A 22,184-nucleotide genomic window follows, 5' to 3' on the forward strand; every position below is an offset into this window, starting at 1 on the left:
TTCCTCACCGTATTCAGTGCAGGCGCGAGTCCAGCGTGCCGAACGCTCATGAGCCAGCGTGGTTGTCCCATCAGGCACAGTGAGGGTGAGTAGGTGAGTAGGTGAGCAGGGGGGAGAAGGGCGACATCAAGGGCGTGGTTGACCGGTCAGTCACGAAACTGACCGGTCAACAGGGCGAGGAAAACGATCAGGGGTCTCGTCGCGTGAGCGGGTTCACCTGGAGAAAGGGATTCCCTTGCGTGGCGAGGTAGTGTTGGGCGAGGTGTGCCGATGCATAATCGGTAATATGACCCACATCGCGATAGATCGGCACGCCATTAATATCTAGTGCGCAGCGCCCATCGCGGCATTGGACCGCTTTCGGATCGATAATTATTAAGCTTGGGTAGTGCGCCTTGAGCTGATCAACTTGCTGACTAAACCAGTTAGATTCATTGCCTGCCCAGGCATTATTACACTGTGACACCAGGTTGTTATCGTGTAGCTTGATGCCACGATAGAAACAGGCGGCATAGTCTTTCGGCATCGGGTAAATACTTTTGATGATGACGGGAGTGGCACCGCTCGCAACGATGGTGTCGAGCGCCAGCTCTAAGGCGTGGCGAATACGCGCCTTGGCGAGGGGTAGAGAGCGGGTATCGCCAACCTGGTTGATAATACTGTCTGAGACATAGTCATCCCACACTGCGCCGAGAATAACATAGTCATACTTGTTCTGCCTGATCAGCGAGTAATACTTCGCGGTGTCGTCATGGCACTGTTGATAGACACGATCCTTAAATTTCCACCAATTATATTGGTAAATTCCGGGTAGCGTCAGGCAGCTTGATGTCGCGAGCGGCGTGATGGCGAGCTTGGCATCTTTGCCGATTTTGTCGAAGAAGTACCAGAAATGGTTGGAGTGGGAATCGCCGATCAGCAGTGCGCGGCGAGTACCATGCCGATCACCGATACGACATGTCTTTTCTGCCTGGTCGATGTTGCCGATATCGATACATGCCTGACGCGCGCTGGGATCATAGGCCGTCAAGGCGCGCTCCATGTCAACATAGCGCTGGCCCATGCGCGCGGGGAATCCCTGCGCTTTCTGGGTGAGCGAGTAGGCCAAGGAGAACGCGATCGCCGGGATGATGGCGAGGATAGTGAGCGTCTTTAACAGGCTATAGCGCTTACGGCGTAGCGGTGTCTCAATAAGATAGTAGGATAAGAGCGCGAGCACGAAACTGAGCGCAATGCCGAGTAATCGCGAGGGGACTCCCTGCAACCAGCCGACATAGTGTGCAAAGGAGAAGACCGGCCAATGCCATAAGTATAGCGAGTAAGAGATACTCCCGATGAAGACCAACGGGGCCGAGGAAAGTAGTCGGCTGACGATATTGTGTGAACGCTTCCCAATATAGATTAAGAGACATGCCGAGAGGCAGATAGCGAATGACCAAGCGTTTGGGTAACCCGCTAGGATATCGCTTCGGGTACTCATTATCAGCAGGGCTGCAAGGGCGAGAATACCCAATAGGTTGGCGAGCGTCTTCTTATTATCGATATAGCTTGTGCTAATATAGGCCAGCGCCGCACCCGCCATGAACTCGAATACTCGGCTGCTGAAAAAATAATAATTCCTATCGGGAGAGATATATGAAAGTATATTTGCCAGGATGAAAAATAATACGCAGCCACTGACTAAGCATAACTTTATACTCTTCTGACTGAGGTATTTGGCCGAGAGTGAGAGTGCGATGGGAAGTATGAGATACCATTGCCATTCAATCGACAGCGACCAGGTATGTAATAATAGCAATGTCTCACTGTTGGGTGCGGCGTAACTTGTTGTGATTCTTGAATAAAATTGGTTTGAGATGAGTAGTAGCGTGTATTTTGCGCTTTTTATCGTTTCTTCAAAGTCAGCTGGAAGATAGAAAAATATTGCGACAAGGCAAGTGATGATGACCGTGGCTAATAGCGCTGGTTGAATCCGCCAAGCCCTTCGAATATAGAAATTAGCGAGGGAGAATCTATCTTTTTCGATATCCCCCTTGATGATGCTGGTGATTAAAAAACCAGAAATCACAAAAAATATATCAACGCCAATAAACCCTGATGGAAATAGGCCTAATCCACCATGAAAAATCATCACAAGTATAATGGCTAATGCTCTTAGTCCATCGATGTCACGTCTATAGTTCATAATTATTTATCGATAATTTTTATAACCACCTGAACGTGGCTGTTTTATTGATCTAGTCTACGTAGCTTCTCTTAAGTTGTGATGAGCTTGATGCCTTCCCTGGAAAAACTAGATAAGTTATACATGCTAGCAAAGCCAAGCCCCTCCGCGTAGGGAGGTGCTTGGCTCAATGGATCACTTCACTTGCTGACCCGGCTGTGCGCCACAATCCGGGCTGAGCAGGAAGATATCCTTCCCGCCTGGGCCCGCGGCCATCACCATCCCCTCGGAGATACCGAAGCGCATCTTACGCGGCGCCAGGTTGGCGACCATCACCGTCAGACGGCCGACCAGCGCCTGCGGATCCGGATACGCGCTACGGATACCTGAGAAGACTTGGCGCAGCTCGCCGCCGAGATCCAGTTGCAGCTTCAGCAGCTTATCGGAGCCTTCTACCAGATCGGCACTGACGATCTGGGCGATGCGCATATCCACCTTGGCGAAGTCGTCGAAGGTGATGGTGTCCTGGATCGGATCGTCAGCCAGCGGGCCGCTGAGGGCGGGTTTAGCCGCGGCGGCGGCGGCCTGTTTACCCTCTTCGATCATGGCCTCAACCTTCGCCATTTCGATGCGGTTAAACAGGGCCTTGAACGGGTTAACCTGGTGGCCGAGCAGCGGGGTGGCGATGGCATCCCACTGCAGTTCGCTATTGAGGAACGCCTCGCTGCGAGTGCTCAACGCCGGCAATACCGGCTTGAGATAGGTCATCAGGACGCGGAACAGGTTCAACCCCATGGTGCAAATCGCCTGCAGATCGGCGTCACGCCCCTCCTGTTTGGCGACCACCCAAGGCGCCTGCTCATCGACATAGCGGTTAGCCAGATCGGCCAGCGCCATGATTTCGCGAATCGCCTTGCCCGACTCGCGCGCCTCATAGGCTTGGGCGATCTCCGCGGCGGCATCGACAAAGGTCTGATACAGCGCCGGATCGGCCAGGGTAGTGGAGAGCTGACCGGCGAAACGCTTGGTGATAAAGCCGGCGTTGCGTGAGGCCAGGTTCACCACCTTGTTGACGATATCGGCATTGACGCGCTGGACGAAGTCCTCCAGGTTGAGATCGATGTCGTCGATGCGGGCGGAGAGTTTGGCGGCGTAGTAGTAACGCAGACAATCCGGATCCAGGTGGTTCAGATAGGTGCGGGCCTGAATGAAGGTACCACGCGACTTGGACATCTTGGCGCCGTTGACGGTGACATAGCCGTGGACGAAGACGTTGCTCGGTTTACGGAAGCCGCTGCCTTCGAGCATCGCCGGCCAGAACAGGCTGTGGAAGTAGACGATATCCTTACCGATAAAGTGATACAGCTCGGCGTCGCTCTCTTTACTCCAGTAGGCGTCGAAGCTCAGGTCACCGCGCTTGTCGCACAGGTTCTTGAACGAGCCCATGTAGCCTATCGGCGCATCCAGCCAGACATAGAAGTATTTACCCGGCGCATCGGGGATCTCAAAGCCAAAGTAGGGGGCGTCGCGGGTGATGTCCCACTGTTGCAGGCCGGACTCGAACCACTCCTGCATCTTGTTGGCCACCTGCTCTTGTAGGGCACCGGAGCGGGTCCAGGCCTGCAACATGGCGCCGAAGGCCGGCAGATCGAAGAAGAAGTGCTCAGACTCGCGCAGGATCGGCGTCGCGCCGGAGACCACGGATTTCGGGTTGATCAGCTCCGTCGGGCTATAGGTGGCGCCGCACACTTCGCAGTTATCGCCATACTGATCGGCTGATTGGCACTTCGGACAGGTTCCCTTGACGAAACGGTCCGGCAGGAACATGCCTTTTTCCGGGTCATAGAGCTGAGAGATGGTGCGGTTCTTAATGAAGCCGTTCTCTTTCAGACGGGTATAGATCAGACTCGCCAGTTGGCGGTTCTCTTCGCTGTGCGTCGAGTGATAGTTGTCGTAGCTGATCTGGAAATCGGCGAAGTCGTGTTGATGCTCGCGACTGACGTCGGCGATCATCTGCTCCGGCGCGATCCCCATCTGCTGGGCCTTCAGCATGATCGGCGTCCCATGCGCATCATCGGCACAGATGAAATGCACCTGGTTGCCGCGCATTCGCTGGTAACGCACCCATACGTCCGCCTGGATGTGCTCAAGCATGTGGCCGAGGTGAATGGAGCCGTTAGCGTAAGGGAGCGCACAGGTCACCAGAATCTTGCGTGAACCTGTTGTATCAGTGACTGAAGCCATAGTGGATTTCGTATCTCTCGGTTAAACAATAGAAGGTAACCGCTGATGTTACCCGATTGCGTCGCGAGCCGCTAGGCCAGCACCCGTGATTCTGGCGCTGGCCGGGAGGAGGATAGCCATAGGAATAATGTGGACAAAATTCACCGCCGTACCCTGCGCGATCGGCGGCCAGTTCTGGTAGACTGGCGATGTTGTTCATAATAACGAATAAAGGAGCCGGGATGAGCAATAAATCCCATGAACAGTCCATGCCTGAGGCGCTGAGCCAGCAAGTCGGCGCGATCCTCGATGGTTTTACCCACCCTACCTTGAATCACCCGTTGAGCGCGCTGAAGGCGTTGCACCACTGTGCCCTGTTGGATGGCGCGCTGCACATTGAGCTGATGATGCCCTTCGCTTGGCAGAGCGGTTTCGACGCCTTGCAGGCCGCCGTGACGCCGGCGTTGTTGCAACTGGCAGGGGTGCGCAGCGTCGCCTGGCGCCTGGCGCACAACATCGCCACGCTGAAGCGGGCCAACGATCAGCCGGGGGTGAAAGGGGTACGTAATATCCTCGCCGTGAGTTCCGGCAAGGGCGGGGTCGGTAAGTCGAGCACTGCCGTTAACCTGGCGCTGGCGCTGGCCGCAGAAGGGGCGCGGGTGGGCATTCTGGATGCCGATGTCTACGGTCCCTCCATTCCAACCATGCTGGGCACCGCCCATGAACGCCCAACCTCACCGGACGGCCAACATATGGCGCCGATCATGGCGCACGGCCTGGCGACAAACTCCATCGGCTATCTGGTGACGGACGATAACGCCATGGTGTGGCGCGGTCCGATGGCCAGCAAGGCGCTGCTACAGTTGCTGCAAGATACCCTGTGGCCGGATCTGGATTACCTGGTGCTGGATATGCCGCCGGGTACCGGTGACATTCAGCTGACGTTGGCACAGAGCATTCCGGTGACCGGCGCGGTGGTGGTCACGACGCCACAAGACATCGCGCTGCTGGATGCGATGAAAGGGATTGTGATGTTCGAGAAGGTTCACGTCCCGGTATTGGGGATCGTGGAGAACATGAGCATGCATATCTGTAGCCAGTGCGGTTTCCATGAGCCGATCTTCGGCACCGGCGGGGCGCAGAAGCTGGCGGAGAAGTACCATACCCGCCTGCTCGGTCAGTTGCCGTTGCATATCTCGCTGCGTGAGGATCTGGATCGTGGCGAGCCGACGGTCAGCAGCCGTCCGGAGAGCGAGTTTAGCGCCATCTATCGTCGCCTGGCCGCCGACGTGGCCGCCCAGTTGTACTGGGGTGGCGAGGCTATCCCGACCGAGATCGCCTTCCGCGCACTCTAACGCGGAAACGTGGCATGATGACGGGCGCCCATAGGGGGCCCGTTCTTTTTTCCGCGGAGTGCGTCGCGATTGGGCTGGCGTCAGCCGGGCAGACTCCCTATAATTGCCGCGTCCTTGGCACCGGTCCTCCCGATCCTTTCGTGCCTTGCCCCGTCGAACTTATACATACCAGGTCTTATACACATGACTGACAACACCCACCAGTGCGTCATTATTGGCATCACAGGCGCATCCGCCTCAGGCAAAAGTCTGATTGCCAGTACCCTCTACCGTGAGCTGCGCGAGCAGGTCGGAGAGGCGCATATCGGTGTCATCCCGGAAGATAGCTACTATAAAGACCAGAGTCACCTCACCATGGAGGAGCGCGTCAAGACGAACTATGACCATCCGAGCGCCATGGATCATAACCTGCTGTTTCAGCATCTGCAGATGCTGAAGGCGGGCCAGGCCATCGAGTTGCCGCAGTATAGCTATGTCGAACACACGCGCGTCAAAGAGACCATTCACCTCGAACCGAAGAAGGTGATCATCCTGGAAGGGATCCTGTTACTGACCGATGCGCGCCTGCGCAACGAGCTGAACTTCTCTATTTTCGTCGACACCCCGCTGGATATCTGCCTGATGCGCCGCATGAAGCGTGACGTCAACGAGCGCGGGCGCTCCATGGAGTCGGTGATGGCCCAGTACCAGAAGACCGTACGCCCGATGTTCCTCCAGTTTATCGAGCCCTCCAAGCAGTATGCGGACATCATCGTGCCGCGCGGCGGTAAGAACCGCATCGCCATCGATATCCTCAAGGCGAAGATCAGCCAGTTCTTCGAATAAGACCGAATGACGGCGTGGCGCGCGGCCTTTGTTCCGTCAGCGTGCGCCGTCCTGGGTTGAACTCAGCGACTCCAGTTTTCCCTCCCGCGTGCGCGCATCGCGCGAAATCAGCAACACCGAGGCGATGATCAGCAGCGATCCCAGCCAGTCCATGATGCCGAAGGTGATCCCCAGCAACAGCAGCGAGAGTAGCGCACTACACAGCGGCTCGGCACAACTCAGGATCCCGGCCTTGGCGCCGCCGATGATCTGTGCCCCCTTCAGATAGAGACTGAAGGTGAGCGCCGTGCCGATGATGATCAGGTAGAACGCCGCCAGCAGGGTGGCGCTATCCATGCGCACCTGGGCGGTTTCGCCGGCGAAGAAGGGCATCAGCATCAGGCCGCCCAATAGCATGCTCCAACCGACGATCGGCAGTGTGCCGAAGCGGGCGATCAGGCCGGCAGGGTAGGTGGTATAGAAGGCGGAGGCGAAGGCCGAGGCGATCCCCCAAAACAGGGCGGCGCGCGAGATGGTCAGCGAGGTCGGGTCACCATGGGTGACCAGCAGGAAGGTTCCGGCCAGCGAGGTGGCGATGGCCAGCGTCACCGCCAGGCTGGGGCGCTGGCGCCGGGCGAGCGCGAACCAGGCGACGATGATCGTCGGCGAGAGGAACTGCAGCACGGTCGCCGTGGCGGCGTTGGAGCGTTCGATGGTCATCAGGAAGGTTAATTGCACCATGATGGCGCCCAGTAGCGTAAACCACAGCAGGCTGAGTAAATCCCGACGCCGGGCCAGCGGCGCAAATACCTTGTCACCGTTGAGAAAGGAGACCACCAACAGGATTCCGCCGGAGAAGGTGAGACGGAACATGGTCAGCCATTGGGCGGATAAGCCAGTCTTTTGCAGAATATATTGCGCACAGACCCCCGAACTCCCCCAGAGGGCGGCGGCGATCAGCACATACCCCATTCCTTGCCGTAAATTGCCCATGGCGTTCTCCCTGTACGCACGTTAGTTACGCCATGATGTTAATGGTTTATGCTGATGGCAGTAAAGCCCGCGGCATGTTTTTTCTTCTCCCCATTATCCCTGGGGAAAATAGCGCCAATGTCACTGAATCATTTCGGAAAAATAGGTAATCGGGTAAGATGAGGCGATGGGCAGCCATGCTGCATAGCGATGAGACGGAGAAGAACGATTATGAGACTGTGTGACCGCGATATTGAAGCATGGCTAGACGAGGGACGCCTGAGTATCACACCACGTCCGCCGAGTGAGCGCATCAGTGGGGCGACGGTCGATGTCCGTCTGGGAAACCGCTTCCGCGTCTTCCAGGGGCATACCGCCCCCTATATCGATCTGAGCGGCCCCAAGCAAGAGGTGGCCGAGGCGCTAGAGCGGGTGATGAGCGATGAGATCCTGCTGGGCGAGGATGAGGCGTTCTTCCTGCATCCCGGTGAACTGGCGCTGGCGGTGACCTATGAGTCGGTGACGCTACCGGATGATCTGGTCGGCTGGTTAGATGGACGCTCCTCGCTGGCGCGTCTGGGGCTGATGGTGCATGTGACGGCGCACCGCATCGATCCCGGCTGGCAGGGCTGCATCGTCCTCGAGTTCTTCAACTCCGGCAAGTTACCGCTGGCGTTGCGCCCCGGCATGCCGATCGGCGCCTTAAGTTTTGAACCGCTCTCCGGCCCGGCGGCCCGCCCCTATAATCGTCGAGAGGACGCCAAGTATAAGGGGCAGCAGGGCGCGGTAGCCAGCCGGATCGATAAGGACTGAGCCACAGGGCTTAATGGACGAGTCAGACAGAGGATGGTATGAGACGACTTCTTACCACGTTGATGATCCTGCTGGTGGTGGTGACGGCGGGGCTCAGTGCGTTGCTGTTGCTGATCAACCCCAACGATTTTCGCGCCTATATGGTGAAGCAGGTACAGCAGCGTACGGGCTATACGCTGACGTTGGACGGCGACTTACGCTGGCGCGTCTGGCCACAGTTAAGCATCCTCACCGATCATATGTCGCTACGCGCCGATGGGGCGCTACAGCCGCTGATCAGCGCCGACAACATGCGCTTGGATGTGCGCCTCTGGCCGCTGCTCTCGCATCAGTTGGATGTGCGTCAGGTGATGTTGAAGGGGGCGGTGATCCGCCTGAGCCCCGATAGTGAACCGCAACAAGTCGCCAGTGCGCCCAGTTCGCCGGTCGCGCGCAGCGAGGCCATCAGCGACATGGCGTGGCGGCTGAACATCCAGAAAGTCAAGGTAGAGGATAGCCTTGTCATCTGGCAGCCCCCCGAGGGGGAGCCGATCAACCTGCGCGACATCCAGCTGTCTCTCGATCAGAATGCGCAGCGCCAAGTCGCGTTGAGCTTCTCGAGCCGCATTAACCGCGATCAGCGTGATCTCCTGGTTAACCTCGAGGCCAGCGTCGATCTGCGCCACTATCCGCAACAGTATCAGGCGCAGATCAGTCATTTTGACTATCGCTATAGTGGCGCCGGTTTGCCTACGGCGGGGATTGCCGGGCAGGGGAGTACCTCGCTGAGTTATCAGGCGACGCCGGCGATGGTCACCCTGAGCGGGCTGACGCTGAGCGCTAACGACAGTCAACTCCAAGGTGAGATCGCGGCAACGCTGGGCGCTCATCCCGATTACCGGGGGACGTTGCGCGCCGCTAAGCTCAATTGGGATGCGCTAAGTGGGTGGCAGGGCGTCGATGTGGCGGCAGGCAAAGACGATGAGCTGACCTCCCCGCCGCCCTCACCGGTGGTCTCCCAGGTTTCCGCCCCGATAGCGGATAATAATCTGCCTTTCCTGCGCGACTTCAGCGCGGCGGTGAATATTCAGGCCGATCAGTTGATCTACCATGGCCTGACGATCCATGGATTCGACTTACAGGCCAGCAACCAGCAGGGGAAAGGGGAACTGACGCGTCTGAATGGACGTATCGGCAAGGGGAGCTTCGCCATCAGCGGTACGCTGCAGAGCCTGGCCGACCAGGCGCCGCGCGTGACGTTACAACCTCGTCTACAGCAGATCGCCCTACAACCCGTGCTGAAGGCGTTTGCCTTACCGGAGTTTATCGATGGCCGCTTGTCGCTGGAGGCCAACCTGCGTGGTAATGGCATTGCACCCGCCTCGTTACTGCGCCATTGGCAAGGGGAGGGCACCCTCGCCATCGATGGCGCTCGCCTGGAGGGGTTGAACATTGCGCAACTGGTGCAGCAGGCGGTGAAGCGTAGCCAACGCGGCGTACAGGCCGATGAGCGGCTAGATACCTTCACCACCTTCCATTCTCTGCGCGCCGAGGCGGCGCTCCGCGATGGCAGATTAACGTTGAACCGCTTGAGCGGCCAGTCACCGCTGTTGGATCTGAACGGTAGCGGCAGCGTCGATCTGGCGAATCAGCGCTGCGACATCAACCTGGGGGTACGAGTATTACAAGGTTGGTCCGGGCATAACGAGCTGGTGACGCTGCTGCAACAGGCGCGTATCCCGCTGCATATCTACGGCGATTGGCAACAGCTCAACTATCAGCTCAATGTTGAGCAGGCATTGCGTGGCTCGCTGGAGCAAGAGGCGCGCGATGCGCTGAAAAATTGGTTGAAAAGGCGCTAGTGTTCCCGCTGGGCTACGCGCCTCGCACCTGATCTCCCCGTGGCGAAAACTGCGGGGGAGATATTCGATATAAAAATATATCCTGGCTCACACTCTCCTGGTTAGCACGCATTTCACTTCGGGAAAACTTGACCAATATCAGTAAAATAATCTTATCGTTTGGGCACAGTGCAGGAGTTTCAACGCTAGCAAAGGGAATTGACAACCAATAAAGGCAGGAAGAATGCCCGTTCGCGAGGCGCTGCGCCTCCGTATACCTATTGAGGAACACTATGCTTGAGTTACTGATTGGGATTGTGGTCGCCGTTGGCGTCGGTCGTTATATCATTAAGGGCTATTCCGCCACTGGCGTGTTGATGACCGGCGGTCTGCTGTTGCTGATCATCAGTGCGTTGTTGGGGCATGACATCCTGCCGGCGAGCGCGAAATCCACGGGCTGGCGCGCGACCGATATCGTCGAATATGTCAAGGTTCTGCTGATGAGCCGTGGCGGCGATCTCGGCATGATGATCATGGTGCTGTGTGGCTTTGCCGCCTATATGACACACATCGGCGCCAATGATGTGGTGGTCAAGCTGGCCTCCCGACCGTTACGCTACATTAACTCACCTTATCTTTTGATGATCGCGGCCTACTTCGTCGCCTGCCTGATGTCGTTAGCGGTCTCCTCCGCCACCGGGCTAGGTGTACTGCTGATGGCGACGCTGTTCCCGGTGATGGTCAACGTCGGCATCAGTCGTGGGGCGGCGGCGGCGATCTGCGCCTCGCCGGCGGCGATTATCCTGGCGCCGACCTCCGGTGACGTGGTGCTGGCGGCGAAAGCCTCCGAGATGCCGCTGATCGACTTCGCCTTCAAGACCACGCTGCCGATCTCGCTGATCGCCATCGTCTGCATGGCCTTCGCCCACTATTTCTGGCAGCGCTATCTGGATAGCAAGGAGCAGGTGCAGCATGAGATGCTGGATGTGAGCGAAATCACGACCACGGCGCCCGCCTTTTATGCCATTCTGCCATTCACCCCGATTATCGGCGTATTGGTGTTCGACGGTAAATGGGCGCCGCACCTGCATATCATCAGCGTGTTGGTGATTTGCATGATGTTGGCCTCGGTGATCGAGTTCCTGCGCAGTTTCGATGCTAAGAAGGTGTATGCCGGCCTGGAGGTCGCTTACCGCGGCATGGCGGATGCCTTCGCCAGCGTGGTGATGCTGTTGGTGGCCGCCGGCGTCTTCGCCCAAGGGTTAAGTACCGTCGGCTTTATCAGTAGCCTGATCGAGTTGGCGCAATCCTTCGGTACCGGCGGGATTATCATGATGCTGGTGCTGGTGGTGATCACCATGCTGGCGGCGATGACTACCGGCTCCGGCAACGCGCCGTTCTATGCCTTTGTCGAGCTGATCCCGAAGCTATCCGGCCAGATGGGCATCAACCCGGCCTACCTGACCATCCCGATGTTGCAGGCCTCTAACTTAGGGCGTACTTTGTCGCCGGTCTCCGGCGTGGTGGTGGCGGTCTCCGGGATGGCGAAGATCTCGCCTTTCGAGGTGGTGAAGCGTACCTCAGTGCCGGTGTTGGTCGGCCTGGTGGTGGTGATCGTCGCCACCGAGTTTATGGTACCGCTACACCGCTAAGCACATACGTCATCGCGCTATGAGCAGGCAGGCCAATTGGCCTGCTTTTTTGTTTCATGGTATGAGCGTCAGGAGGAGGGGCGGCGGACGCTCATACCAGTACATTGACAAGAGGAAATATTCAGTTTTTTCTATATTTCATCTGATATATTAAGTCATTAATCTATTGTCTATTGATCAGTCATCAGGGAAATTATGGAGTGTAAAGATTAATTGAGCAGAATTTTTTGGCTAAAAAGCAATCGATTTCGGAAAAATTTAGCAATATTTATCTTTTCGTCTTGCCTATACAGGCGAGAAGGATAAAAATCTGGCACTGTACTTTTGGCTAGGTTGTTCGTGGGTGGTTGTATTAACCCTACTGGATAATGAGGGAGCAAACAGTCACTAACATGATGTTCTGACAAACATTATTAGGTGGCGCGACTCAGGTATGAGCCAGGTAAGCGGGATGATGGGAAAGTGGTCAGTGCATTGGTAGCTGTAGAGCCAAGGGCGGTAGCGTTGTTATAATATTTAATGTAGTGTGAGTGAATCTAAAGCTAAATAATAACGAATTTCTGCAGTCGTTATAATAAAAATTATTTATAATCATCATTATTTTACTACTAAAAAGTGTTTTGTTAATGTGATAAATGATCCTATTTATAAAAAATATTATTGTATTCGTTGTGGCATAATGATTTTATTTAAATGGTAATTTATGAGTAATAAGATTAATAATGAAATTTCAAGGGGTATAAAGTGGAGCGCTATTGAGAAGTTATCTAGCCAGGTTCTACAGTTCGTAATAATGATTTTACTTGCTAGATTGTTAGGGCCTAAGGCATTGGGATTAATTGGTATGATTACCGTTTTTATCTCAATCTCTCAGATATTTATTGATGGCGGCTTTTATTCAGCATTAATTAGAAAGGAAAGTATAAGTGAAAATGATTTGTCAACAACATTTACATTTAATCTTGCTATAGCTGTCTTATGTTATTTTTTAATATTCTCTATTGCCCCTGCTATAGCTGAGTTTTATAACGAGAAAGAGTTAGTCTGGCTGTTAAGGTTTTTAGGGTTAACTATAATATTTAGTTCATTCTCCTTGGTCCAACGTGCTCTCTTAACAAGAGAGATGGATTTTAAAAAACAGTCACAGTCATCTATAATGAGTTCTGTTATCAGTGGCGGGGTTGCATTATTCTTAGCATATCGCGGATTTGGAGTTATGTCGCTAGTCGTACAAAATTTACTAGCGTCATTTTTAAACTCGCTTTTTTTAAATATTATATCAAAGTGGAGAATTAAAATTGGCTTCGATATTATATCGTTTAACTCATTGTTCGGGTTTGGATCAAAGTTATTAATATCTTCTTTAATTGATACGTTATATAACAACGCATTTCAGATTATCATTGGTAAAATATACTCAATAGTACAATTAGGATATTATAGCCAAGCTAGGTTATTATCAAATGTCCCTGCTATATCAATCACACTAATTATACAGAGAGTATCATATCCTACTTTAAGTAAGCTGAATATTAAAAATGAAGGTGGTATTGAAAAAACACATACTGAGTTTTTAAGGAAAACAGCTATGCTTATATTTCCTTTATATATGAGTTTGGCTATTAATTCAGAATATATTATTAGACTACTTTTGGGTGATGAATGGCTTAACTCAGCAATACTATTATCAATATTGGCACTTGGATATATGATGTATCCGATCAATGCATTAAACTTAAACATTATCAATGTTAAGGGAAGATCTGATATATTCCTTAAATTAGAGTTAATAAAAAAAGCAATATTTACCTTATTAATTCTGTCATCATATAGTTATGGTGTTGTTGTAATGTGTTTATGTTTTACATTGATGTCGTATATCGAGTTTTTTATTAATTTATATTATGTTGGAAAAGTATCTGAGTATACATGTATTAGGGCAGTGAAAACTATATCTCCAACTTTCCTTTTATCTGCAGCTATATCGATAGCATTATTTTTACTAGCTAGTATATTTAATGGAGAGTATCTAAGGTTATTTGTTTATTCTATATTAATGCTCTTTGTTTATCCTGTTATGGTTTTCTTTTTAGATAGAAGCTTTTTTTATTCTATGAAAAATAAGGTATTGAAAACAGTATGATAACGTCAGATAAGCCAGAAGCTAGTTTTCTAATTCCTGCGTATAATTGTGATGATACAATCAGAGAAACATTGCTTTCAGCGTTGAATCAGACAGTTAGAAACATTGAGGTTGTTGTCGTCGATGATGGGTCAACAGATAATACGAAAAGTGAAATAGAAAGTATTAATGATAATAGGTTAATATATATATATAAAGAGAATGGTGGTATTAGCTCTGCACTGAACCTGGGATTAAAATATTGCAGATCTGAGTTTATAGCTAGGTTGGATAGCGATGATTTAGCTCATGAAGATAGAATAGAAATGCAGTTAAAGGAATTTGCTAAGAATCCATCATTAGTATTGATAGGAACTGGTGTCGATTATATTGACAGTAACAGTAAGTTAGTCGGAAAACTCTTCCCTATTTATTTTAAAAGTTTGGAAAAGATTTTTTTCTCTAAGGGTAATATATATCAACATCCAAGTGTTATGTTTAGGAAAGAGGCTGTGATAAATGTTGGTTTGTATGATGATAATTTATCTGGTTTTTTTGAAGATTATTATTTGTGGGCAAAACTGAAGGAGTTTGGTCAGTGTAAAATTATACCAGCTAGCTTAACTAGTTACAGAATTAGTGAGGGGCAAATAACTAATTGGTTACCAAGTGATGAATATAAAAAGCTAATGTTGAAAATAGTGAAATCTGGTAACTATACAAATGATGAGTTAAAACAACTATCCCTCTTAAAAAAAAGAGATAAAGTCAATAGCAAAAATATATCTTCAAATAGAATTGAAAGTGCTAGCAATAATATTTTTTACAGAATTGATTCTTTGCTGAATGTGTTTTTTCCTAAAAGTTACTCGTATTATATTGTATGCACATTAAAGAATATTTTATTAATGTTTAAATCTGGTAACTAACTAATGAATTTGAGACGAAATGATATATTATCCTTTATTATATTTATAATAAATCCAATACTGACTATAATATACTCCCTTGCCATTATTGGATATAAGGATAAGTTTTTAAAGTTTTTATTATGCTTGTCCTTAGCTATGTTCGCATATAGATTTACTCCATATGATAGTATGGACTTAAGGCGTTACTATGACATATATAATAACGTTGCTAGTTTAAAACTAGATGAAATAACAACTTATTATAAATATAATATACCTATTATTTTTTTCATAAAGTTCTTAACAATATTAAATATAAATAAAGAGTTTCTACCGTTTATCTCTGTTTTTGTTGCATATTTCTATGCGTTTTCAGCACTCTCTATTATTTATAATAACGGTAATTACAATAAGTATCGGTGGGCATTTGTTTGCCTGTTTTTTACCATTCAGTTACTGGCGTCAATTAGTGGCTTAAGAAATGGGATGGCTACATCTCTATTTTTTTATGGGCTTGTTAATTATTTTTATGGCACTAAGAAAAAAGCATATTTATATTTTTTGATTTCTTCTTTTTTACATAGCTATATATTATTAGCGTTAGTTTTTATTTTTGTTAATAAGCTTATTTCTGGATTTTTCAGTATGAGTTTGTTAAAAATGAGCTTGATAGTTGCTGTATTTATATCTTACTCAGGATTGTCTTTTTTTATTATAACTTATGGCATTGATTTTCTTCCGCATAATATCTCCGCATACATAGATAGTAATTTTATATCCAACAAAATCGTTGGTTATAATGCAATGAAGTCATTTAAACAATTTATCGTGACGGATATTATATTATCATTACAATATTATGTTATCTTCTTTTTAATGTTGGTGGTAAGAAAAAACGCAGTGATAAATAGGAAACTGAACTCCTATATATATCTCATTTGTTTTCTAGTGATCCTCTTAAAAGGATTTGACATAATTCAGCTTAGATACATGTACTTGCTAAATCTACTATCAATAATTTTCTTTTTGAATTTAAAAAAATCTTATAAGTTGTTTTTTTATGCTTTTCTTTTTTCCGGTATTATTAGTTTTTCCTGGAGCATCTTTTTTATAAAAGAATCCTTATTGCGAAGTATTGATTACATATATTTGCCATCGTTAATTAACTTTTATTATTCTATTGACTTGAATAATTTAATAAATATATAGTGAATGATATGAATATATTACACGTTGTTGGTGGGCTTTCTACAGGTGGAATTGAAAAGTGGCTATTGAATTTAGCTAGCGTAGCTAGTTCAGACATTCAATTGCATATATATTCAACTAATACATCAAGGCTTGAATTATTAGATGTATTTAATGAGAGGTTCTCATCAGTTAGTATCGCACCTCAAGATAGTTTTATTGCAAGATGTAAGAAATTGATCGATGTGATTGATGAGAAAAATATTCATATAGTACAGTCACATTGTGATCTTGCTTCGGGATATTATGCATTCTTAGTTAAAAAGATGCGACCTCATGTTAAATTTATTACTCATTGCCATTCAGATAGACGTTTTATCTCAAATGTTTCTTTGAAAAGAAAATATTATACTATTCTAATGCAGTTTCTTATAAAAAAGTATTCAACTATGAACATAGCTGTAAGTTCATACGCGAAGATGTCATTATTTCCCAATGTTGAATCTAAAGTGATCTATTGTGGAGTTCCTAAGTATGATCTACACAAAATTTATGATCCTGAGATCAGTCATTTTGTCGATGAAGGGCGAAAGATAATTTTCCATGTTGCCAGATTTAATGAGGCAAAAAATCATGAGTTTATATTAGATTTAGCTGATAATATAGGTGAGGAATTTATTTTTGTTTTTCTCGGCGAAGGAGAGAAGTTTCAAGAAATCAAGTTGAAATCAAATGATAGAGGATTGAAAAACGTTTTATTTAAAGGTTCTGTAGATAATGTCTGTGACTATTTGTATACATATGGTTCACTGCTTATATTACCAAGTTTATGGGAAGGATTACCATTAACTGTGATAGAGTCACAAAGTCTAGGCGTTCAAGCATTAGTATCTGATAATATAACAAAAGAGTGTGATATTGGCTTGACGAAATTTTTAAAACTAGATGTCAATACATGGATTGAGGAGTTGATTAGTTTCGATTATAAGAAAAAGGAATCATGTGACTTACGTGATTTTTGTATTGATAAAAATAGTAATATACTGCTTCGTATATATAATGAGTTATACGATGGTTCGTAGTAGTGTATTTATATTAGTTTTGCTTATATTGTATTAGGTAAATATTAAGTGTTATTTTTGTGCCATTGGATATAATGTTAATCTGAGTTCATTATGGAGGGATTATGCGTGGGAGAAAAGTTATAGTTTTTTTAAATCCAATTATTATAGTTTCTATATTTTTTCTAAAGATTTTTCCTAAAAGTTGGCGTTGTATTCTATATGATATCTTGCGTTTTTTTCCTACATATATTGGTGTCCTCCTTAGACTATTAGTTGTTAGATCATTATGTAATACTGGTAATAATATATATATAGCGGCTAATGTCACAATAAAGAATTTTCAGTCTCTGCGTATTGGCGATAACTTCTCAATACATGAAAACTCATATATAGATGCTAAAGGGGGGGTAGTTATTGGTGATAATGTATCAATTGCACATAATTCATCTTTAGTCGGTTTTAACCATACTTGGGATAATAGTCTGAAGCCAATAAAATATAATGATTTGGACTTCCCTGGAGTGAAAATTGGTTCTGATGTATGGATTGGATGCGGTGTTAGAGTTTTAGCTGGGACAATCATATCTAATAGAACTGTTATTGCTGCTGGTTCTGTTGTTCATAAAGCTTATCCTTCAAATGTTTTAGTCGCAGGTGTTCCTGGTAAAGTAAAAAAAGAGATATAGTATGAATGTTGCATTTATGCATGACCATCAATTTTTTATTGATGAGGATGGTGGTATATATTCAAAGGGTAAAGTCAATAAAAATATGTTTGATGTGTATTTGGCACATGTAGAGAACATAACTATAGTTTCTAGATTTAAAAAAATAAAAAAAACTATGCTAGATAATTCTTACTGTCGTGTTGATAGTGAAAACATTTCATTTATACCATTTAAAAACTTATCCAAGCCAGTTGAATTGATCAATTGGAATAAAAATTTTAATGAAATGTGTTCGATAGTAAAGAATTTTGACTTTATTATATGTAGGCTGCCAAGTGAGATTGGTTTACTTGCTGTGAGTGCAGCTAAATTATTGAATGTAAAATATGCAATTGAGTTTGTTGCTTGTCCATGGGATGGTTTATGGAATTATGGTAGCCTTATGGCTAAGGTTTATGCACCACTATTTTTTTATAGAAATAAAAAAGCAGTGCAAAAGTGTTTGAATGTTGTATATGTAACATCGAATTTTTTGCAGAGTAGATACCCTACAGAGTATAAGTCATATGGCGTGTCTGATGTCATTGTTAATTGTAATAGTGAATATCATAAAATAAGAAAGACATTAAAAAATAATTTAATAAATGTTGGGCTGATTGGATCTCTCGATTCCCCTCACAAGGGGATATCTGATGCAATTAATGCTATTAGACTTCTTGTGGATAAAGGATATAAAATACAGCTCAATATTCTTGGACCGGGCGATAAAAATAAGTGGTTGAAAAATTGTTACCATGTAAAGGATAACATCAATTTCATTGGTGTCATTAATGGAAGTCAATTAGTCCAAGATTGGCTGTCAAAGCAAGATATATATATACAACCCTCGTTACAAGAGGGACTTCCTCGAGCTGTTATAGAAGCAATGAATTGTGGTTTACCTGTAGTCGGCAGCAATGCTGGCGGATTGCCTGAGCTATTGCATAGAGAATATATCCATAAGAAGCATGATTATCATACATTAGCTGTACTAATTGAGAAGGTAATGCATCCTTCTGAATATGAAAAATTATCCAGATACAGTATAGAGAAATCTGAGCAGTATGATTTTTCATTGCTACACACTAAAAGGATTAAGATTTGGGAAGAAATTCTATTGGAATGATATTATATGTATATTGTTGCTAACATACTGTAATTTTAATCATTTTTTATTGTCTCATTCTATATGAAGTGTCTGGAGAGCATTTTGAGAACAATTGCAATAACTGCAAATACAAGTTGGTATTTATTCAATTTTAGGAGAAATACCATTGTTAATTTATTGAACAATGGATATAAAGTAATTGTTGTCGCGCCTCGAGATGATTATACAGATAGGCTTTCTGATTTAGGATGCATTTTTTTAAATGTGAAAATTGATCAAGGTGGAGCCAATCCTATTAATGACATAGTGTCATTTTTTTACTTTATTAAAATCTACGCTTTTAATCACATTGATCTTGTTTTAAATTTCACACCTAAAAACAATATTTACAGCACCTTGGCTGCTAAGATTTTTGGAATTAAAGTTATTAATAATATAGCCGGCCTTGGCTTTTTATTCAATCACTCTGGAATAAAAACAAAAATTGCAAGGGTTCTATATAAATATAGTCAGAAGTTTTGTGATAAAATATTTTTCCAGAATGATGAGGATATGGGCTTGTTTTTGAAGCACAGAATATCCTCTGCTGTAATATCAGAGCGATTGCCTGGTTCTGGCGTTGATTTAAATCGATTTAGTGTCATGCGAGCGGAGGATGATAATGTGATTCGTTTTCTTCTAATCGCTAGGATGCTATATGATAAAGGTGTTGGTCACTATGTTGAGGCCGCTCGAGTACTTAGGTCTAAATATGGCTCTAAGGTAGAGTTTAATTTGCTCGGCTTTTTAGATGTAAATAATCCATCTGCAGTCTCTAAAGAGCAGATGCAATTATGGGTTGATGAGGGTATTGTTAACTATCTTGGTGTTTCTGATAGCGTTGAGAAGGAAATTGCTAGAGTTGATTGTATGGTGCTTCCCTCTTTTTATCGTGAAGGCGTTCCTAAATCTTTATTGGAGGCTGGTGCAATGGGGAAACCCATTGTTACTACTGACAATGTAGGGTGTCGTGAAACAGTGGAGCATGGTGTTAATGGTTTTCTTTGTGAGCCTCGCTCGACAGAAAGCTTGATTGTCATGTTGGATAAAATGATTCAATTGAGCCATCAAGAGCGCTTGAATATGGGATATGAAAGCAGAAAAAAAATAGAAAGGGAGTTTGATGAGCAGATTGTTATAAATAAATACCTAGATGCGATAAAAAGTGTTTTATAACAGTATGTAAACTGCATAATAGTGGTCGTATCCTTTATTGATTTATTAGCTGTTAGAGCAGCAATAACCAGACATAAGATTATCTTACATCTAAACCTTGAGGTTATTTAATGACCATGCTTAAAGCCGTGATCCCCGTCGCTGGGCTGGGGATGAAGATGTTGCCGGCGACCAAGGCCATCCCGAAAGAGATGTTGCCTATCGTCGATAAGCCGTTGATTCAGAAGGTAGTGCACGAATGTGTCCAGGCTGGGGTAAAAGAGATTATCCTGGTGACGCACTCCTCTAAGAATGCCATCGAGAACCACTTCGACACCTCCTTCGAGTTGGAGGCGCTGCTCGAGGCGCGCGTCAAGCGCCAACTGCTGGATGAGGTACGCTCTATCTGCCCGCCGGGAGTGACCATCAACAGCGTGCGCCAGCATAAGCCGTTAGGGCTGGGGCATGCCATCCTCTGTGCCCGCCCTCTGGTGGGGGAACATCCCTTTATTGTGGCGTTGCCGGATATCTGGTTAGACACCAGCACCTTCGATCCCGCTACCCAGAACCTGGCGGCAATGGTTAAGCGTTTCGAGGAGAGTGGTCGTAGCCAGGTCTTGGTGCATCCGATGCCGCTAGAGGTGCTGCCGGAGTACTCGGTGATCAACTGTGCCGATGCGGTGTTAGCGCCGGGGCAGAGTGCCCGCATGACCTCGATAGTGGAGAAACCGGAAGATGCAGAGAAATATCAGTCCGATCTCTCTGCGGTCGGACGTTACGTGCTCTCCGCCGCCATCTGGCCGATCCTGGCAGCGACCGGTTTCGGTGCCTGGGAGCGTATTCAGCTCTCCGATGCCATCGCTACCCTATTGCAACACCGTCCGGTCGAGGCCTACCGTCAGGTCGGGCATTCCTATGACTGCGGCGAGAAGCTGGGCTATGCCGAGGCCTTCGTCGCCGGCGGTTTGACTCATCCGCAGCAAGGAGAGGCCTTTCGCGCCTGGCTACGCGATCTTCAACAACGCATCGATTAATTTAGGATACTGACAATGGCGATTTTGGTGACCGGCGGAGCGGGTTATATTGGTTCCCATACGGTATTAGCGCTGCTCGCGCGTGGCGATGAGGTGGTGGTGCTGGATAACTTTGTTAACGCCTCTCCGCAGGCCTTGGCGCGCGTCGAACAGATCTGCGGGCGGCAGCCCCAGCTGTATCGTGGCGATGTGCGCGATCGGGCGCTGCTGCGGCAGATCTTCGCCCAGCATCACATCAGCGATGTGATCCACTTTGCCGGCCTGAAGGCCGTTGGCGAGTCGGTGGAGAAACCATTGGCATATTATGATAACAACGTCAGTGGGACTTTGGTGCTACTGGACGAGATGCGCCAGGCTGGGGTGCAGGGTTTTATCTTTAGCTCCTCGGCGACGGTGTATGGCGATCCGGAATCGGTGCCATTACGGGAGACGAGTCGCACCGGCGGTACCACCAATCCCTATGGCACCTCCAAGTTGATGGTCGAGCAGATCCTGCAGGATCTGGCCGTGGCGGCGCCAGAGATGCGCATCACAGCGCTGCGTTATTTTAATCCGGTCGGCGCCCATCCCTCTGGCCTGATCGGCGAAGATCCTAACGGCATCCCGAATAACCTCATCCCCTATGTCGCCCAGGTGGCTGTAGGGAAACTGAGTTGTCTATCGGTATTCGGCAACGACTATCCGACTCACGATGGCACCGGGGTACGTGACTATATCCATGTGATGGATCTGGCGGCCGGTCATTTGGCGGCGCTGGACCATCGCGATGAGGGCGATAACTATAAAGTGTATAATCTCGGCACGGGTATCGGTTACTCGGTGCTGGATATCGTGGCGGCGTTTGAGCGCAGCGCCGGGGTGACCATCCCCTATCGCTTCGTGCCGCGTCGCGCCGGCGATATCGCCGAGTGTTGGTCCGATCCCGCCTTGGCGGCTCAAGAGTTGGGCTGGCGTGCGCAGTACGACTTGGAAGAGATGATGGCCGATACCTGGCGTTGGCAACAACATAACCCCAATGGATACAAGGGTTGATTTTTCAATTAAAAATAAAGG

16 protein-coding genes are annotated in these 22,184 nt (G+C 47.6%); 13 read left to right on the forward strand and 3 right to left on the reverse strand.

The window, feature by feature from the left end; all coding sequences use genetic code 11:
• Window positions 1-187: 187 nt before the first annotated feature.
• The gene (locus ACEQFP_RS08645) at window positions 188-2,185 is read right to left on the reverse strand and encodes an acyltransferase family protein (protein ID WP_396464179.1); all 1,998 of its coding nucleotides are present in this window, start codon (window positions 2,183-2,185) and stop codon (window positions 188-190) included.
• Between the two features lie 174 nt (window positions 2,186-2,359).
• Entirely contained in the window at window positions 2,360-4,408 is a 2,049-nt protein-coding gene (gene metG, locus ACEQFP_RS08650) for a methionine--tRNA ligase (RefSeq protein ID WP_396464181.1), read from the reverse strand.
• Between the two features lie 221 nt (window positions 4,409-4,629).
• On the opposite strand from metG, the gene apbC reads away from it, so the two are divergent.
• On the forward strand, window positions 4,630-5,742 hold the full coding sequence (gene apbC / locus ACEQFP_RS08655; protein ID WP_035600496.1) for an iron-sulfur cluster carrier protein ApbC: 1,113 nt from the start codon (window positions 4,630-4,632) through the stop codon (window positions 5,740-5,742).
• A gap of 183 nt (window positions 5,743-5,925) precedes the next feature.
• Window positions 5,926-6,567, forward strand: coding sequence for a uridine kinase (gene udk, locus ACEQFP_RS08660; protein WP_005284102.1), 642 nt, complete (start codon window positions 5,926-5,928; stop codon window positions 6,565-6,567).
• A gap of 36 nt (window positions 6,568-6,603) precedes the next feature.
• Here the strand turns inward: udk and ACEQFP_RS08665 are convergent, their stop codons facing one another.
• Window positions 6,604-7,539, reverse strand: a complete 936-nt coding sequence (locus ACEQFP_RS08665) for an EamA family transporter (protein WP_370545944.1) — start codon at window positions 7,537-7,539, stop codon at window positions 6,604-6,606.
• Between the two features lie 210 nt (window positions 7,540-7,749).
• On the opposite strand from ACEQFP_RS08665, the gene dcd reads away from it, so the two are divergent.
• From dcd to galE, 11 genes are all read left to right on the forward strand, one after another.
• Complete coding sequence (gene dcd / locus ACEQFP_RS08670; RefSeq protein ID WP_005284107.1) at window positions 7,750-8,331, forward strand: dCTP deaminase; 582 nt, start codon at window positions 7,750-7,752, stop codon at window positions 8,329-8,331.
• A 38-nt stretch (window positions 8,332-8,369) separates the two neighbouring features.
• A complete protein-coding gene (gene asmA / locus ACEQFP_RS08675) occupies window positions 8,370-10,172 on the forward strand; it encodes an outer membrane assembly protein AsmA (protein ID WP_396464184.1) in 1,803 nt (600 codons plus the stop codon).
• Between the two features lie 272 nt (window positions 10,173-10,444).
• Window positions 10,445-11,803, forward strand: a complete 1,359-nt coding sequence (dcuC, locus tag ACEQFP_RS08680) for an anaerobic C4-dicarboxylate transporter DcuC (protein ID WP_205438435.1) — start codon at window positions 10,445-10,447, stop codon at window positions 11,801-11,803.
• A 703-nt stretch (window positions 11,804-12,506) separates the two neighbouring features.
• On the forward strand, window positions 12,507-13,946 hold the full coding sequence (locus tag ACEQFP_RS08685) for a lipopolysaccharide biosynthesis protein (RefSeq protein ID WP_370545941.1): 1,440 nt from the start codon (window positions 12,507-12,509) through the stop codon (window positions 13,944-13,946).
• Complete coding sequence (locus ACEQFP_RS08690; protein ID WP_370545940.1) at window positions 13,943-14,854, forward strand: glycosyltransferase family 2 protein; 912 nt, start codon at window positions 13,943-13,945, stop codon at window positions 14,852-14,854. The genes ACEQFP_RS08685 and ACEQFP_RS08690 overlap by 4 nt, the downstream gene beginning before the upstream one ends.
• Window positions 14,855-16,053: 1,199 nt before the next feature.
• The gene (locus ACEQFP_RS08695; RefSeq protein WP_370545938.1) at window positions 16,054-17,106 is read left to right on the forward strand and encodes a glycosyltransferase; all 1,053 of its coding nucleotides are present in this window, start codon (window positions 16,054-16,056) and stop codon (window positions 17,104-17,106) included.
• Between the two features lie 104 nt (window positions 17,107-17,210).
• On the forward strand, window positions 17,211-17,774 hold the full coding sequence (locus ACEQFP_RS08700) for an acetyltransferase (protein WP_370545937.1): 564 nt from the start codon (window positions 17,211-17,213) through the stop codon (window positions 17,772-17,774).
• Between the two features lies 1 nt (window position 17,775).
• Window positions 17,776-18,921 carry a glycosyltransferase family 4 protein gene (locus ACEQFP_RS08705; RefSeq protein WP_370545936.1) on the forward strand — a complete coding sequence of 382 codons (1,146 nt, stop codon included), beginning with the start codon at window positions 17,776-17,778 and terminating at the stop codon, window positions 18,919-18,921.
• A gap of 84 nt (window positions 18,922-19,005) precedes the next feature.
• Window positions 19,006-20,118 (forward strand): glycosyltransferase family 4 protein, encoded by a 1,113-nt coding sequence (locus ACEQFP_RS08710; protein WP_370545935.1) that lies wholly within the window; start codon window positions 19,006-19,008, stop codon window positions 20,116-20,118.
• Window positions 20,119-20,228: 110 nt separating this feature from the next.
• Window positions 20,229-21,131 carry a sugar phosphate nucleotidyltransferase gene (locus ACEQFP_RS08715; RefSeq protein WP_370545934.1) on the forward strand — a complete coding sequence of 301 codons (903 nt, stop codon included), beginning with the start codon at window positions 20,229-20,231 and terminating at the stop codon, window positions 21,129-21,131.
• A gap of 15 nt (window positions 21,132-21,146) precedes the next feature.
• Window positions 21,147-22,163 (forward strand): UDP-glucose 4-epimerase GalE, encoded by a 1,017-nt coding sequence (gene galE / locus ACEQFP_RS08720; protein ID WP_370545933.1) that lies wholly within the window; start codon window positions 21,147-21,149, stop codon window positions 22,161-22,163.
• Window positions 22,164-22,184 lie beyond the last annotated feature (21 nt).

Origin of the sequence: Edwardsiella sp. A.80236 (genome assembly GCF_044540725.1) — a bacterium.
GTDB classification, from domain to species: domain Bacteria; phylum Pseudomonadota; class Gammaproteobacteria; order Enterobacterales; family Enterobacteriaceae; genus Edwardsiella; species Edwardsiella tarda.